Origin of the sequence: Halobaculum rarum (genome assembly GCF_040025155.1) — an archaeon.
Lineage (GTDB): Archaea > Halobacteriota > Halobacteria > Halobacteriales > Haloferacaceae > Halobaculum > Halobaculum rarum.
Map to the genome: position 1 here is coordinate 54,226 of NZ_CP157275.1, position 13,497 is coordinate 67,722.

Genomic DNA, 13,497 nt, shown 5'->3' on the forward strand with positions numbered 1-13,497 from the left:
TCCCGATCCACAACCGATATGCAAGTCTACCAGCTCGGCGAGGGCGTTCCCGAGGTGGCCGTCGTCGCCGGTATCCACGGCGACGAGCCGTGCGGCCCGCGGGCCGTCGACCGGCTGCTCGCGGCCGCCCCCGACGTGGAGCGTCCGGTGAAGCTGATCGTCGCGAACGAGGCGGCCCTCGAGGCGGGCGTCCGCTACACCGAGGAGGACCTGAACCGCGCGTTCCCCGGCGACCCGAACGGCGACACCCACGAATCGCAGCTGGCACACCACCTCCTGGCCGAACTCGAGGGGTGCACGGTGCTCGCGCTCCACTCGACACAGTCGACCGACGAGCCGTTCGCGGTCGCCGAGACCGTCGACGAGATCGCCCGCGCCATCGTCCCGCATCTCTCGGTAACGAAGCTGCTGCAGACGGAGGGGCTCGCCGAGGGGCGGCTCATCCAGCATCCGCACACGATCGAGGTCGAATGCGGCCTGCAGGGGACCGAAGCAGCCGCCGAAAACGGCTATCGACTGGTACGCGGGTTCCTCGCCGCGACCGGTGCGCTTCCGGTTTCGGCGTCCGTGGATACCGGCGCCGAGCCCGCTGCCGACGGCGGATATCCCGAAGACGAGCGGTGTGCGGACCCGAACGCAGCGGTCGACGTGTTCGAACTCATCGATCCCGTGCCGAAGCCCGAAGCCGAGGAGTACGAGGTGTTCGTCGAGAACTTCACCGAGGTGGCCGTCGGCGAGCGGTTCGCCGCCGCCGACGGCGAGGTGTTCACCGCCGACGAGTCGTTCTATCCGGCGCTGATGTCACCGTACGGCTACGCCGACGTGTTCGGCTACGCGGCCGACCGCGCCGGCGTGCTCACCGACTGGTCCGTGTAGGCGTCGGGGCGCTCCGACTCAGATCTCGTCGTCCAGATCCTCGAGCTCCTCGATCGGTTCGAGATCGTCGCTCAACAGCTTCTTCGCGCCGACGGCGAGGGCGACGAGCACCGCCACGACCACGAGGACCCCCACGGCTTTGCCGAGTCCGGACGACTCGTCCTCCTCGTCCGCGTCGCCCGCGTCGAGGGCGTCTGCCCCGTCGCTCCCGCCACTCCTGCTCCCGATCGAGGAGGGGCCGATGTCGATCCCGTCGTGGAAGTGCAGCTCGAACAGCGTGAAGTCCGACATACCGGATCGTTCGTTCGGTAACGTGTTATTGGTTTGGATCGTGTCATCCCGCTGCAGGCCGTCCCGATCCCCGTCCGGCAGTCCGTCCGCGTCGACCGGCGCCTTCATTGGCGAGGATCACCGGACCATCGGTATGGACGCACCTCGCAGGGAATTTCTCGACGACCTTCTCACCACCCCCTCCCCATCGGGGTTCGAAACCGACGGACAGCGCGTCTGGGTCGACTACGTCCGGCAGTTCGCCGACGACGTGTGGACCGACGCCTACGGCAACGCCGTCGCGGTCCACGAGGGGGGCGGCGACGGTCCCCGGATCGCGTTCACCGGCCACGCCGACGAGATCGGGTTCATGGTCCGCCGGATCACCGACGACGGCTTCCTCCGGCTCACTCGCGTCGGCGGCTCGGATCGGACCGTCTCGAAGGGCCAACACGTCACAGTTCACGCCAACGACGAGCCCGTCCAGGGCGTGATCGGCCAGACCGCCATCCATCTCCGGAACCGTGACGACGACGAGATCGAGGACGTGGCCGAACAGTTCGTCGACGTCGGCGCCGCGGACGAGGCCGAGGCGAGGGAACTGGTCGAGGTCGGTGACCCGGTGACGTTCTCCTCGACGGTCCACGACCTCCACGGCGACCGGATCTCCGCACGCGGGATGGACAACCGCGTGGGCACGTGGGCCGTCGCCGAGGGGCTCCGGCACGCGGTCGAGGCGGACGTCGACGCGACGGTGTACGCCGTCTCGACCGTTCAGGAGGAGGTCGGACTCAACGGCGCGGAGATGATCGGCTTCGACCTCGACCCGGACGTGGCCGTGGCCGCGGACGTGACCCACGCGACGGACAACCCCGACGTGAACGACGAGTACCGCGGACCGGTCGAACTCGGCGCCGGGCCGGTCATCGCCCGCGGCTCCACGAACCATCCCCGCGTCGTCAAGTTGGCGCGCGCGGCCGCCGAGACCGAGGGTATCGACTCCCAGCTTCAGGCGGCGGGCATCCGCACCGGGACCGACGCCGACGCGTTCTTCACCAGCCGCGGGGGGATCCCCTCGCTGAACGTCGGCATCCCGAACCGGTACATGCACACGCCCGTGGAGGTGATCGACACCGCCGACCTCGTCGCCGTCGCGGACCTGTTCGGCGCCATGGCCGCCCGCACGCCCGACTACGCGCCGTTCACTGTCGACATCTGATCTCCGGGCGACGGCGCTTGCTTGCGGCGGAAGTCGCACCGCGGGGGACGCCAGTCACGGTCGATCCCACTCGTAGAACCACCACGCTGCGCCCAACAGCAACAGCCCGGCTCCGAACGCCGAGGTCGCCGGCTCCGGGAACACGAACAGTAGAAACCCGACGACGAGGACGGTCGTCGGGGCGATATCGTCCGACAGCGATGACCAGGAGAGATCCATCGGATGGTATGTCGGAGCCGACATACTTGTCGGTTTCCGCCGTTCCCGCGTCGGTGGGGTCGGCCGGTAGTTCCGGTCCGGATCGATCGACTACTGCTGCCGCAGTTCGATCTCTTGGCCCTCGACGTCCTCGAAGGCGGCGACGAGGCCGCCGACGCTCACGCGGCCGCCGTCGGGGTCGTCGACCGTGAACGAGGCGACCTGCTCGGAGGCGTCGTACTCGTAGTCGACGACGGGGCCCTCGACGCGGATCTCGTTTCCGGTCTCCACGTCTCGGCCGGAGATCGTCGCCTCGAACTCGCCGCCGACCTCGTGGAGGTCCTTCACCGCCCGACGGATGGACGCGTACGTGCGGGGGAACGGGCGCTCCTCGGCGTCCGTCGCGACGGTCTCGGCGGTGGACCACAGGACGGTTCCGAAGAAGCCGCTCACGAGGAAGCCCAGCGCCGAGCGGTTGAAGATGACGCCGTAGCGGTCGCGGTCGTCGCGGAGGGCGTCCTGCGTCGCGTACACCGAGTACTCGCCGTCGGCGACCGCGATGACGGGCGTCGTGATCCCGCGACGGCTCCGCGTTTCGGTCGCGACCGCGTCGTAGTCGAACTCCGCGGGCGACGGGGCCCGCGAGGCCGGCGTCACGAGCAACTCGACGGCGACGCCGTCGTCGACGCGGCGCTCGAGCGCATCGCGGAACCGACGGAGCAGGTCCGGCGTCAGCGAAACGGCCAGTTCGTACTCGGCCGACTCGATCACCTCCTCGAGATACCGGAGGATCGTCGAGCGCGACTTCACCAGCGACACCGCCTCAGTGTCCCGGGTCGGGGCGGTGTAGCGCGCCTCCAGTTCGTCCACCATCTCCGACAACGACGAGCGGATGTCCCCGAACGCTTCGTCGGGGTCGACCGCGACGATCTTCATCGGGCGCGACTCCCGGAGCTCCACCAGACCACGGTCCGAGAGGCTCCGGACCGTGTCGTACACGCGCGGCTGCGGGATGTCGGTCTCGGTGGCGATCTCCGACGCCGTGAGTTCGCCGTGCTCCAACACCGCGAGGTAGGCGTCGATCTCGTACTCTCCGAGATTGAACCGCTCGCCGACCCGCTCCATCGTCGTCCTGAGATCGTCGGTCATACCTCCCTGTTTGCATCCGTCCCTAAGGGTTTTACTGAAGAACGAGTAGTACCCGTTTTCGAAAGGAGGTATGTTCGTGTCGGTCGGAGCACGGCATACTCCCCGGGTGGCACCCCGACTACATGAACATCCGGTCGGCCGGCTGTTCCTCGTCGGCGTGTTCCTCGAGTCGTTCGGCGAGGGTCCGGTAATACTCGCCGATCTGGTACGCGAACGCTTCGAGGGGACCGGTGTCGACGCCCAGCTCGTACACCTCCTCGACCGCCTCGACGAGCCGGACCGCTGCGTCGACGTCCGGGACCTGGGGGTGAACGGGCGTGACGTACACACAGCCGCGGAGATCGGACTCCATCGATCGAGCCATCAACGCCGCGTTCGTCCCGTCGAGAAAGCCGTTCGTCATCGGTTGGACGGTACCCGGATCCGCCGTGTCGGGCGTATCTGGTGCAGCAACTTCGGCGGGTTCGTCACCGGCGGCGGGATCCTTACTGGCGGCGGGTTCGTCACCGGTGGCGGGATCCTCACTGGCGGCTGGGTCCTCACTGACGGCGGGTTCGTCGTCGGGGAAGTGTTCGGCCCGGTAGTCGTCGCTGGCGACGTAGAACGCGCGGTGTTCCGCCGGGCCGTGCGGGAACGGCGCCCCCGACAGGACGGCGATCTCGTCGACGTTCGCCCGTTCGGTCCAGTCAAGGATGGTTCGCGAGAACGGCTCCGCGAGCGAGTTCGGAACGAACAGTTCCCCAACGAGGAACGTCACGTCGAGATCATCCCGGGAGAACAACCGTGTGGGATGTCGTGGGCGCCCGTTCTCGAACGGCGTGATCGTCGGGAGCCCCTCCGCGCCGAGGTGTCCGGTCTGTTCGAGTTCGAGGTGGTCGACGAGGAAGTCGGCGGCGGTCAGGCCCGCGAGACCGTACTGGGAGAACCCCGCGATGACGGTGCTTGCGGGCTCGCGGTCGGTCGCGACGTGGAACGTCGTCGGCTCGGTGTGACGGCTCATGTCACTGGATACGGTCGATTCCGTGTTAGCAGTACCGGGCATTCCGGCCCGGAGTCGATCGGTCACGCGGCGGTCGCCGCGCCGATCACGTGAGGGGAACGCTTTTTCGGGCCGGCGCCGACCCCCGCGGTATGCACTCGGGGACGACCGCGGTGATCGCGACCGTGACGCCGCTCGCGTCGGCCGTCACGAACCTGTTGGACGGGCTAGCCGACGCGTACCAGTCGGCGCTCGCCGTTCCCGGGGTCGCTATCGCCGTGGTCGTCCTGTTCCTCGCGTTCGGAGCGGTCGTCTCCACGTACGCCCTCCGCCTGCTGGGACGGCCCGTCGCCCGCCGGTTCGCACGCGAGTCGGTCGCGCACGTCGTTCTCAGGGGGATCCGCTTGGTGGTCATCCTGCTGTTCGGCGCGGCGGGCCTCTCCGCGGCGGGCGTGGAGTTGGGCAATATCGTCCTCTCGGTCACGGTGTTCTCGGCTGTCGTCGCCGTCGTCCTCGCCCCGATCGTGGGGTCGATCATCAGCGGCGTGTTCGTGCTCGCCGACCAGCCGTTCGAGATCGGCGACATGGTGGAACTCCCGGACGGAACGCGGGGCTTCGTCGACGACATCACCCTCCGCTACACGAAGGTGTTCACCGTCGACAACACCTTCGAGGTGATCCCCAACTCCTACATCCGCGACCATCGCGTCACGAACCTCTCGGCCGAGGACGAGCGCACGCGGCTCACGCTCCCGGTCGTCGTGACCTATGAGTCCGACATCAAACGCGCGCGGAGCCTGATCGAGCGCGCGGGCGCGTCCTGTGAGACGGTCATCGAGGGCGGACCGGACATCCGGATCGGCGTCGCGCGCTACCCCGCGAGGCCGACCTGCTACATCGACGCCTACGGCGACCACGGCGTCGAACTCAAGCTGCGCTACTGGGCGAAGAACCCGTTCAAGCCGCTGACCGTCCGGTCGCAGGTCCAGACCGCCGTCTGGGACATCCTCGAGGCCGACGACTCCATCGACGTGGAGTTCGCCTACCCCCACAGCCACCTCGTGTTCGACGACACGAGCGGCGTCGCACAGGTGGCGATGCGCGACGAGGGCGGCGTCTCACACGAGCGCGCAACCCACGAGTCACACACCGCGGCGGGGGAAGGCGGCGCCGCCGACGGCGCGGGCTCGGGACCTGAAGAGAACTGAGCGTCCGCGGGCGTTACTCCTGCAGTTCGAACGCGACCACGACCTCCGCCTGATACTGTCGCCCGTCCACGGAGGCGACCTCGACCCCGAACTCCTCCACCTCGACCCAGTGGACCTCGTCCAGCGTCTCCTCGGCGCGGTCGATCGCGTCGTCGGTGGCATCGTCGAAACTCTCTGTGCTCCGGCCGATCAGCGTGATCTTCTTGAAGACCATCTCACACGTCCGCTCTCCGCCGGGGCCCAAAAAAGTATCCGCGAGCGCGGTTCGCCCCCGAGGAATCCGGACCCAGACACACACCGTACCGGCGGCGTCGCGCCGGATCGTCCCGTCAGCGCGTACCGCGACGCCGGTCGATCCGCTCGGTCACCGCGCCGGCCACGTCGGTGAGGTGGGCGGTCCCCCAGACGGCGACGATCACGGCCCCGACCAGATCGAACACGAGGTCGTAGATCGTGTCCTCCAGCCCGTACTGGGTGAGCACGCTCCCGGAGCCGAGGGCGGCCGCGGCGCCGCCGATAGCGAACTCCAGCACTTCCCAGAACACGCCGAACGCGGCGACGAAGACCAGGATGAACACGAACATGAACCGCGGCGGGAGGTACACGTCCTCGGTGTGTTCGTCGATGGCCCGGGCGACGGTGTAGCCCACCGCCGCGACGACTGACGCCGACAGCGCGTGGGTGATGTGGTCCCAAAACGGGATCGGACTCCCGTCGGCGTAGAGGTTCCCGGTCAGTCCCGGCACCCCGGCGACGCCGAGCGCGTGTAGGAAGACGGCCGAGGTGATCCACAGCGTCAATCCGGCGTCCATCGGGAGGTCGTACTCGCGCTCCAGTGCCGCCGGGAGGAACGTCACCCCGAGCGCGACGAGGCCGTTGACGATCAGCCCCGTCGAGCCGCGCTCGATCCCGATCCCGAGGAACATCACCATCAGCACTTGCATGGCCCGGGTCGCTTGCTCCTGTCGCTCGGGTGATATCCCGACCAGGTCGCGGACTTTCACGCCTTGGTCACCTCGACGTCGACCCGATCGGCCCCCGCGGCGCGGCGACGGAAGTAGTACTCGAACAGCAAGCCGGCGAGGACGCCCGCGACGGTGGCCGCGACGAAGTCCCACATCATCGCCGTCTCGATCGCGTGTTCGGGACGCCCGTCGAGCATGTGCCGGGTGCCCAGAAGCGTGTCCGAAAAGTACCTGACGACCGCCCACACGCCCGCCGCGGCCATTGTCGCGATAGTCACGAAGAAGACGGCGAACGAGTGTGTCATGCGGACGGGAGTGAATACGTTCAGCTCGACGGCGACGATGAGTGCGACCGTCGCCACCGCGAGATACGTCGTCACCCGCCCGGAGAACGTGATCCCGCCGACGGTCTCCCCGACGATCAGCGTCCGGCCAACCGCCGGGAGCGATGCAAGCGCCAGCACCTCCCACGGCAGCATCGCGGTCGCGTTACGGAACACGACCGGAGGCACGACGGCGACGGCAACCAGCGCGAGCACGAGCGCTCCCCACACCTGTTCCCCCGAGACCAACTCTATCGCTCCGCTGACCGCGATGAACGCGAGGACCGCCCAGCCGATCACCGCGTTCGCCCGCCGGTCCTTGACGACGGTACGGAGTCCCGACTGCGTCATGGAACCCGCTATGCGGTGGCGGGGTGTAAAAGGGTCGACCCGCGTCTCGGGGTGGAGCCCCCTCCTCCGGATGCTCAGGCGATGCCCGCGAGGTACGCGAGCAGGTAGCCCAGCCACGCGAACGTCACCGCGGTCAACCCGGTGAACAGGGCGCGCTCGGCACCCGGGCGGGCGAACTCCGGCGAGAGCGCCGCGCGCCCCCGGCGGCGGATCCGCACCGGCGCGATCCCGACCGCGCCGACAGCCAGCACCGAGAAGACGAACGGGTACGAGAGGTCGAGCGTCGGCGCCGGAATGAGGAACGCGCCGGCGGCGTAGCCCGCGCCCGCGACGGCGAGCGGGTCGACCCGACGCGGAATATCGAGCACCCGGTTCGGCCGCCCGTCTCGTTCGGCACGGAGGCGGCTCCACACCAGCGCGGCCGCCCAGATGGTCGCCAATTCCAGCGCGAAGGTGCCCAGCAGATGAAGCGTCGGGTCCGCCGACAATGCCACCCGGGCGGTCACCACGTCGGCGGAGAGGGGGTAGAGGAACGCCGGCGGCTCCCCGGTGAACAGGTCGCCGAAGGGATGTGAGGCGAGGCCGGCGAGCGCGAGCGCGAACGTCGCCCGCGGCGTCAGGTCGGTCCGTCGCCGGACCCCCTCCGCCAGCGCGAGCGCGGTGGCGACGAAGGCGACCGTGACGAACGTGCCCAGCGCGCCGCTGACGGTCGCCGTAACCGCGACCAGCCCGGCGACGAGCGCGAGCGCGACAGCCCTGGCGCTCGCGCGGCCGTCGACCCACGCCGCGGCCGCGAGTGCGACGACGGGGGCGACGACCAGCGAGTGGGTCACCGCACGGTGGACGAGGTTCCCGGTCGACCAGAACGACTCGGCGAGTCCGAGCGCACCACCGCCGGCGCCGAACCCGGAGACGACGCCCACGAGCGCATAGCCGATGTCGACGTCGGGCGCGGCGGCGAACAGCGCCGCGACGACGCCGAACGTGAGCGCACGCGCGGGTCGCTCGCCGAGTCGGCGAGCGACGAGCGCGACGAGCGCGAACGCCGCAAGCGCGTGTCCCACAAACATAGGGAGTACTACCACCTCATCGGATTTAAACTCGCGGCAGAAACCATGACATGGTAACACGGCACAACTCGCCGAAGAGCTGATCGCGGCCGGGGCGACGATCGAGCCTCCCGTCACGCTCCGTCCGGAGTCGGCTCGGTCAGTCGCCCGCGGGTGACGGAGTCTCCTGATCTGTCACGGTATCGCCGATCTTCGTCCACTTCTTTTCGATCTCGGCGTTCCCGCGGACGACGGTGTCGTCGTCGACCGTGAGACGGGTCTTGCGCAGCTCGATCGACTGTACGACGCCGGTCGTACCGCCGATGTCGACGGTGTCGCCGGGGTTGAAGTCCACGTCACGCAGGAGATAGACGCCGGCGACGGCGTCGGCGATCATGTTGGAGGTGGCGTACGAGACCCCCAGCGCGAGAAAGCCCGCGGCGGTACCCAACGAGGTGGCGATGCCATCGAGCCCCACGACCGAGAGGAACGACAGCCCCACCCCGAACCACAGGAACACGGCGACGATGGTCGCGACGAACTGCCGGTAGACGGGCGACTCACCCGGCACCGTCCGTCGCAGCGCCGCACGCACGAGGGTCATGATCACCTTGACGCCGACACCGGCGATCATCAGGAAGACGATCCCGGCGATGATGTCCGGGAGCGCCTCGGAGACGTCCGCCACGAAGCGGTTGAGCGCCTCGGTGACGAGTCCGCGGGGCGACTGAAGAGGAAGCGTCGTCGACATGGGGCCGAATCCGGCCGGACGGGACTTAGTAGCCGCGGCAGTGCGACGGCGACGGTCGCCTCGGGGACGCTGTTCTTCTGGGCGGCTCGCCCACAAGCTCGCCGTCGTCTCGCTCCCTTCGGTCGCTTTGGGGACGCTATTCTTCTGGGCGGCTCGGCCCATAGACCTCGCCGCCGTGTCGCCGTCGTCTCGCTCCCTTCGGTCGCTCGACGACGCTACTCGTGGGCGGCGTCCCACTCATCGGGCTTGCGCATGTTGCCGCACTCGTTGCACTCGATGCGCCCCATCGAGTCCATCGCGTTGTTCACCGTCTCGCAGTTCCCGCAGAAGTATCCCCATCTGGTCTCGCCGGCATCGTCGACGTACACGTGGTAAAACGGTGCCTTCGAGCCGCGCTCGCCGCCGGCACGGTTGACGTACAGCTCGCCCGCGGCCGTTTCGACGGGATCGAGAGTCATACCCTACGGAGGCGACGCCGGCTGTTAAACCGTCTGGGTCGATCCTGACCCGGCAACGAAGGAGACCCGACCGGGCAGTGATCGGTGTCGACGCTGCTCGCGATAGCTCTACGGGCAGTCGAGGCGCTTCACGTCCGGAACGACTCGCCGCAGCCGCACTCCGCCTCCACGTTCGGGTTCTCGACGGTGAAGCCCGCCGCCTGCAGCCCGGACTCGTAATCGAGCGTCGACCCGCCGATGTAGTTCATCGACGCCGGGTCGACGAACACGCGCAGGCCGTGCTGTTCGGTCACGCGATCGTCCTCCTCGGGCTCGGTGTCGAAGCGCATGCCGTACGACAGTCCCGCGCAGCCGCCCTGCTGGACGAACAGGCGCAGGCCGCTGATATCCACGTCCATACCCTCGCCCTCCATGAGCGAGACCGCCTCTTCCGCTGCTGCCGGTGTGACCGTGACGGCGGTGTCGAGCTCGCCCCCTCCGGACGCGTCAGTACTCATGTGTAGTGGATCCCGGTACTCGGGTAAAACCTTGACGCCGACTCACACGGTTCGCCGGAATCGTGGTCGACACCGGCGCGTTATTCCCCGTCCTCGAAGCGCGTCCGGACGCTCTCGGCGTGCGCCTCCAGCCCCTCGGCCTCCGCGAGCGTCGTCACCGTCTCCGAGAGGTCGCGAAGGCCGTCCTCCGAGAGCCGCTGAACGGTCGACGAGCGCAGGAACGTGTCCGTCGACAGCCCGCCGAACGCCTTCGCGCCGCCGTTCGTCGGCAGCACGTGGTTCGTCCCGGAGGCGTAATCGCCGGCGGCGACGGGCGTGAAGCGGCCGAGGAACGCCGAGCCGACGTTCGATATCCGGTCGAGCAGCGCCTCGTCGTCGTCGGCCTGGATCGAGAGGTGTTCGGCGGCGTACTCCTCGGCGAACAGCACCGCCTCGGACATCGAGCGGGCGACGAGCACGCCGGAGGCGTCGTTGTCGAGGGCGGATTCGATCGTCTCAGTCCGCTCTCGCTCGGGCGTCCGCGCGTCGATCTCCGCACAGACGGCGTCGGCCGTGGCCTCGTCGTCCGTCACCGCCACCACGGAGGCGTTCGGGTCGTGCTCCGCCTGCGCGATCAGGTCGGCGGCGACCGCCGCGGGATCGGCCGTGTCGTCCGCGAGCACCAGCACCTCGGAGGGACCGGCGAGGAAGTCGATCTCCACGTCGCCGCGGACCTCTGCCTTCGCCGCGGTGACCCACTTGTTGCCCGGGCCGACGACCTTCCGCACGCGTGTCACCGTCTCGGTGCCGTACGCGAGCGCGGCGACGCCCTGGGCGCCGCCGACGGAGTAGACGGCGTCGGCGCCGGCCTCGTGAATCGCCGCCAGCGTCGCGGGGTTGATCTCCTCGGCGGGCGGGGTCACGACGGCGACGTGGTCGACACCGGCCACCGTCGCCGGCACGACGCCCATGATCGCCGACGACGGGTACGCGGCGGTGCCGCCGGGGACGTACACGCCGACGCGGTCGAGCGGCCGGAAGCGCTTGCCCAGCACGCGACCGTCGTCGAACTCGCGGGTCCAGTCCTCCGGCAGTTGCGCCTCGTGGAACTCGCGGACGTTCGCGATCGACTCGCGGATCGCCGCGAGCACGTCGTCGTCGACGGCGTCGACCGCGCGCTCGGCCCCGTCGGTGATGTCGATGTTCGCCACCTCGACGCCGTCGAACTCGCGGGAGAACTCCCGCACTGCGGCGTCGCCCTCGTCGCGGACGCGCTCGACGATGTCGCGCACGTCCCCGCGGACGGCGTCGACGCCGGCGTCGCGCTCGAAGAACGCCCGCCGCTCGTCCGGCGAGAGGTCGGCGACCTGTCTCGGATCCATGTGCGTGTTCTGGAGGGCCGGGGGTAAACCGTTCCCGGAACGCGTATCCGGGTCGCGCCGGCTGGTCGAGGTATGAGCGACGATCACGCCCCGGCCGCCGGCGACCTCGGAGTCGGTCCAGCGGGGGATCGCTCCGCCCGGGATCGAGCGCTGAATCAGGCGCCGGGATCGGGGTCCGGCCCGTCGCTCTCGGGCGGTCCGTCCGACACTTCTTCGGGCTCGGCCGCCTCGCTCACGTCGCGCCAGTAGAAGCGCGGCCCGAGGACGAGGTAGCCGAGCGCGAGAAACAGCAGGGCGAACGCGAACGACTCGCCGGCCATCCCCGCGAACAGGATCGCGCACGCCTGTACGACCCCCATCACGAGCGCGTCCTGCGGGTGGAGATCCGGGTACCGAACCGGCGTCACCATCAGCGGCGCCGACACGGCGGCGAGGCCGAGCACCACTGCAGGCGAGTCCAGCCCCGCGAGCACGGACGCGGCGATCACCGTCGCCGCGAGCGTCGTCTGGACGCCGTGGGTCGTTTTTGCCCCTTCGTCCTCGACGGTATAGACGGCGAGCCGGATCACCGCGAGCGCGACGTACGCCGCGGGCACGAGCATCCCCGCGACAAACAGGACGGGCGACGAGTCGAGCGGGTACGCGGCGGTCACCGTCGCGGCGACGATCAGCGCTGGGGCGACGCCGAAGGAGGCCACGTCCGCCAGCGAGTCGAGGTGGGGCCCGATCGCGGTCCCGCCGTACCGGCGCGCGAGCACGCCGTCGAGGCCGTCGGCGACCGCCCCGAGGAGGACCAGCCGCGCCGCCAGCGTCGGATCGAACGCCACCGCGGCGGCCGCGAGTGTTCCGAGGGCGGCGTTCCCGGCGGTGACGGCGTCGGCCAGCCCCAGCCGGGAGAGGAAACGCGGCCGGTCGGTCATGGTCTGGTCGGGCCGACGGCATCGCCGGTCGTATGGCTTTCCATCCGATTCGAGGCCCGGACCGATCGGCATAAAGCGATCCGCCCCCACCGTTCGATTATGGACCGACGCCGCTTCCTCGCGACCGCGGGTGCTGCCGCGTCGCTTTCGCTGGCCGGTTGTGCGGCCGTTCTCCCGGGATCCGCGAGCGACGACTACGACGTCGGCATGACTGCCGAGGCGTTCCGCCCGTACGAGATCACGGTGTCCGTCGGCGACACGGTGGTCTGGGAGAACACCTCGACGCGTGCCCACTCGGTGACGGCGTACGAGAACCAGATTCCCGAGGATGCCGACTACTTCGCCACCGGCGGGTACGACTCCGAGGCCGCCGCCGTGGACGCGTGGGACGGGAATCAGGGAGCGATCTCCGCGAACGAGCGCTTCGAGCACACCTTCGAGGTCCCCGGCGATTACACGTACTACTGCATCCCGCACGAGCAGGCGGGAATGATCGGTATCGTCCGCGTCGAGGGGTGACGCTCCGGGTCCGACGTTCCGGACTGCTGTTCCGACGTGACGGTCAACTGTGCCGATCGAGTCGAGAGACCGATCCGGCACAACGTGTTTATTCTATCGTGGCGATTGTTAACACGACTATGTCGATCGGGATCGTCGACCGTATCGCCACCCTGCTCGCGCCCGAGCGTGCGGACGTGTACCGGTGTCGCGGCTGCGACGAGCGTGTGAGGGCGCCGGTCGGCGCCGTCGTCGACGAATGCCCGAAGTGCGGATCAGCGGATGTCGCGCTCATCACCCGTCACGTGGCGCTGTGACCCGCGCACGTGGCGCGTGATCGAACGACGCACCACTGACCGGACTACGTGGCGCGTGATCGAACGACGCACCGCCGCGGCCGGACTAGGCGGCGCCGCGATCGCACG

At 69.1% G+C, this 13,497-nt stretch carries 18 protein-coding genes; 5 read left to right on the plus strand and 13 right to left on the minus strand.

The features are described 5' to 3' along the window. The first annotated feature begins 18 nt into the window (after positions 1–18). A complete protein-coding gene (locus ABJD39_RS00315; protein ID WP_348610587.1) occupies positions 19–876 on the plus strand; it encodes a succinylglutamate desuccinylase/aspartoacylase domain-containing protein in 858 nt (285 codons plus the stop codon). Positions 877–894: 18 nt separating this feature from the next. Here the strand turns inward: ABJD39_RS00315 and ABJD39_RS00320 are convergent, their stop codons facing one another. Further along, positions 895–1,167, minus strand: a complete 273-nt coding sequence (locus ABJD39_RS00320; protein WP_348610589.1) for a hypothetical protein — start codon at positions 1,165–1,167, stop codon at positions 895–897. Between the two features lie 133 nt (positions 1,168–1,300). Between ABJD39_RS00320 and ABJD39_RS00325 the strand changes: the two genes are divergently transcribed. Further along, positions 1,301–2,365, plus strand: a complete 1,065-nt coding sequence (locus ABJD39_RS00325) for a M20/M25/M40 family metallo-hydrolase (protein WP_348610591.1) — start codon at positions 1,301–1,303, stop codon at positions 2,363–2,365. 54 nt (positions 2,366–2,419) lie between these two features. Here ABJD39_RS00325 and ABJD39_RS00330 read toward each other — a convergent pair whose 3' ends face one another. From ABJD39_RS00330 to ABJD39_RS00340, 3 genes are all read right to left on the minus strand, one after another. After that, entirely contained in the window at positions 2,420–2,584 is a 165-nt protein-coding gene (locus ABJD39_RS00330; protein ID WP_348610594.1) for a hypothetical protein, read from the minus strand. A gap of 90 nt (positions 2,585–2,674) precedes the next feature. Then, positions 2,675–3,712 carry an HTH-type sugar sensing transcriptional regulator TrmB gene (gene trmB / locus ABJD39_RS00335; protein WP_348610597.1) on the minus strand — a complete coding sequence of 346 codons (1,038 nt, stop codon included), beginning with the start codon at positions 3,710–3,712 and terminating at the stop codon, positions 2,675–2,677. 118 nt (positions 3,713–3,830) lie between these two features. Continuing rightward, positions 3,831–4,712, minus strand: coding sequence for a proteasome assembly chaperone family protein (locus tag ABJD39_RS00340; protein ID WP_348610600.1), 882 nt, complete (start codon positions 4,710–4,712; stop codon positions 3,831–3,833). A 131-nt stretch (positions 4,713–4,843) separates the two neighbouring features. Here ABJD39_RS00340 and ABJD39_RS00345 point away from each other — a divergent pair, with 131 nt between their 5' ends. Continuing rightward, entirely contained in the window at positions 4,844–5,899 is a 1,056-nt protein-coding gene (locus ABJD39_RS00345) for a mechanosensitive ion channel family protein (protein WP_348610603.1), read from the plus strand. 13 nt (positions 5,900–5,912) lie between these two features. Here the strand turns inward: ABJD39_RS00345 and ABJD39_RS00350 are convergent, their stop codons facing one another. From ABJD39_RS00350 to ABJD39_RS00390, 9 genes are all read right to left on the minus strand, one after another. Continuing rightward, positions 5,913–6,113, minus strand: coding sequence for a dodecin (locus ABJD39_RS00350; RefSeq protein WP_348610606.1), 201 nt, complete (start codon positions 6,111–6,113; stop codon positions 5,913–5,915). Between the two features lie 115 nt (positions 6,114–6,228). Beyond that, entirely contained in the window at positions 6,229–6,903 is a 675-nt protein-coding gene (locus tag ABJD39_RS00355) for a hypothetical protein (RefSeq protein WP_348610608.1), read from the minus strand. Then, positions 6,900–7,538: a hypothetical protein gene (locus ABJD39_RS00360; protein ID WP_348610611.1), complete on the minus strand. Its 639-nt coding sequence runs from the start codon at positions 7,536–7,538 to the stop codon at positions 6,900–6,902. Before ABJD39_RS00360 ends, ABJD39_RS00355 begins: the two co-directional genes overlap by 4 nt. Before the next feature lie 74 nt (positions 7,539–7,612). Further along, positions 7,613–8,608, minus strand: coding sequence for a metal-dependent hydrolase (locus tag ABJD39_RS00365; RefSeq protein ID WP_348610614.1), 996 nt, complete (start codon positions 8,606–8,608; stop codon positions 7,613–7,615). Between the two features lie 139 nt (positions 8,609–8,747). Beyond that, positions 8,748–9,338, minus strand: coding sequence for a mechanosensitive ion channel domain-containing protein (locus tag ABJD39_RS00370; protein WP_348610617.1), 591 nt, complete (start codon positions 9,336–9,338; stop codon positions 8,748–8,750). 215 nt (positions 9,339–9,553) lie between these two features. Beyond that, positions 9,554–9,796 carry a DUF5816 domain-containing protein gene (locus tag ABJD39_RS00375; protein ID WP_348610620.1) on the minus strand — a complete coding sequence of 81 codons (243 nt, stop codon included), beginning with the start codon at positions 9,794–9,796 and terminating at the stop codon, positions 9,554–9,556. A 128-nt stretch (positions 9,797–9,924) separates the two neighbouring features. Next, positions 9,925–10,293 carry a HesB/IscA family protein gene (locus tag ABJD39_RS00380; RefSeq protein ID WP_348610623.1) on the minus strand — a complete coding sequence of 123 codons (369 nt, stop codon included), beginning with the start codon at positions 10,291–10,293 and terminating at the stop codon, positions 9,925–9,927. Between the two features lie 80 nt (positions 10,294–10,373). Then, positions 10,374–11,654, minus strand: a complete 1,281-nt coding sequence (gene hisD / locus ABJD39_RS00385) for a histidinol dehydrogenase (protein ID WP_348610625.1) — start codon at positions 11,652–11,654, stop codon at positions 10,374–10,376. A 155-nt stretch (positions 11,655–11,809) separates the two neighbouring features. After that, positions 11,810–12,574, minus strand: a complete 765-nt coding sequence (locus ABJD39_RS00390) for a protein sorting system archaetidylserine synthase (RefSeq protein ID WP_348610628.1) — start codon at positions 12,572–12,574, stop codon at positions 11,810–11,812. Between the two features lie 99 nt (positions 12,575–12,673). Here ABJD39_RS00390 and ABJD39_RS00395 point away from each other — a divergent pair, with 99 nt between their 5' ends. Both ABJD39_RS00395 and ABJD39_RS00400 read left to right on the plus strand, forming a co-directional pair. Further along, on the plus strand, positions 12,674–13,093 hold the full coding sequence (locus ABJD39_RS00395) for a plastocyanin/azurin family copper-binding protein (protein ID WP_348610631.1): 420 nt from the start codon (positions 12,674–12,676) through the stop codon (positions 13,091–13,093). 119 nt (positions 13,094–13,212) lie between these two features. Then, positions 13,213–13,389 (plus strand): hypothetical protein, encoded by a 177-nt coding sequence (locus tag ABJD39_RS00400; protein WP_348610634.1) that lies wholly within the window; start codon positions 13,213–13,215, stop codon positions 13,387–13,389. The last annotated feature ends 108 nt before the right edge of the window (positions 13,390–13,497 follow it).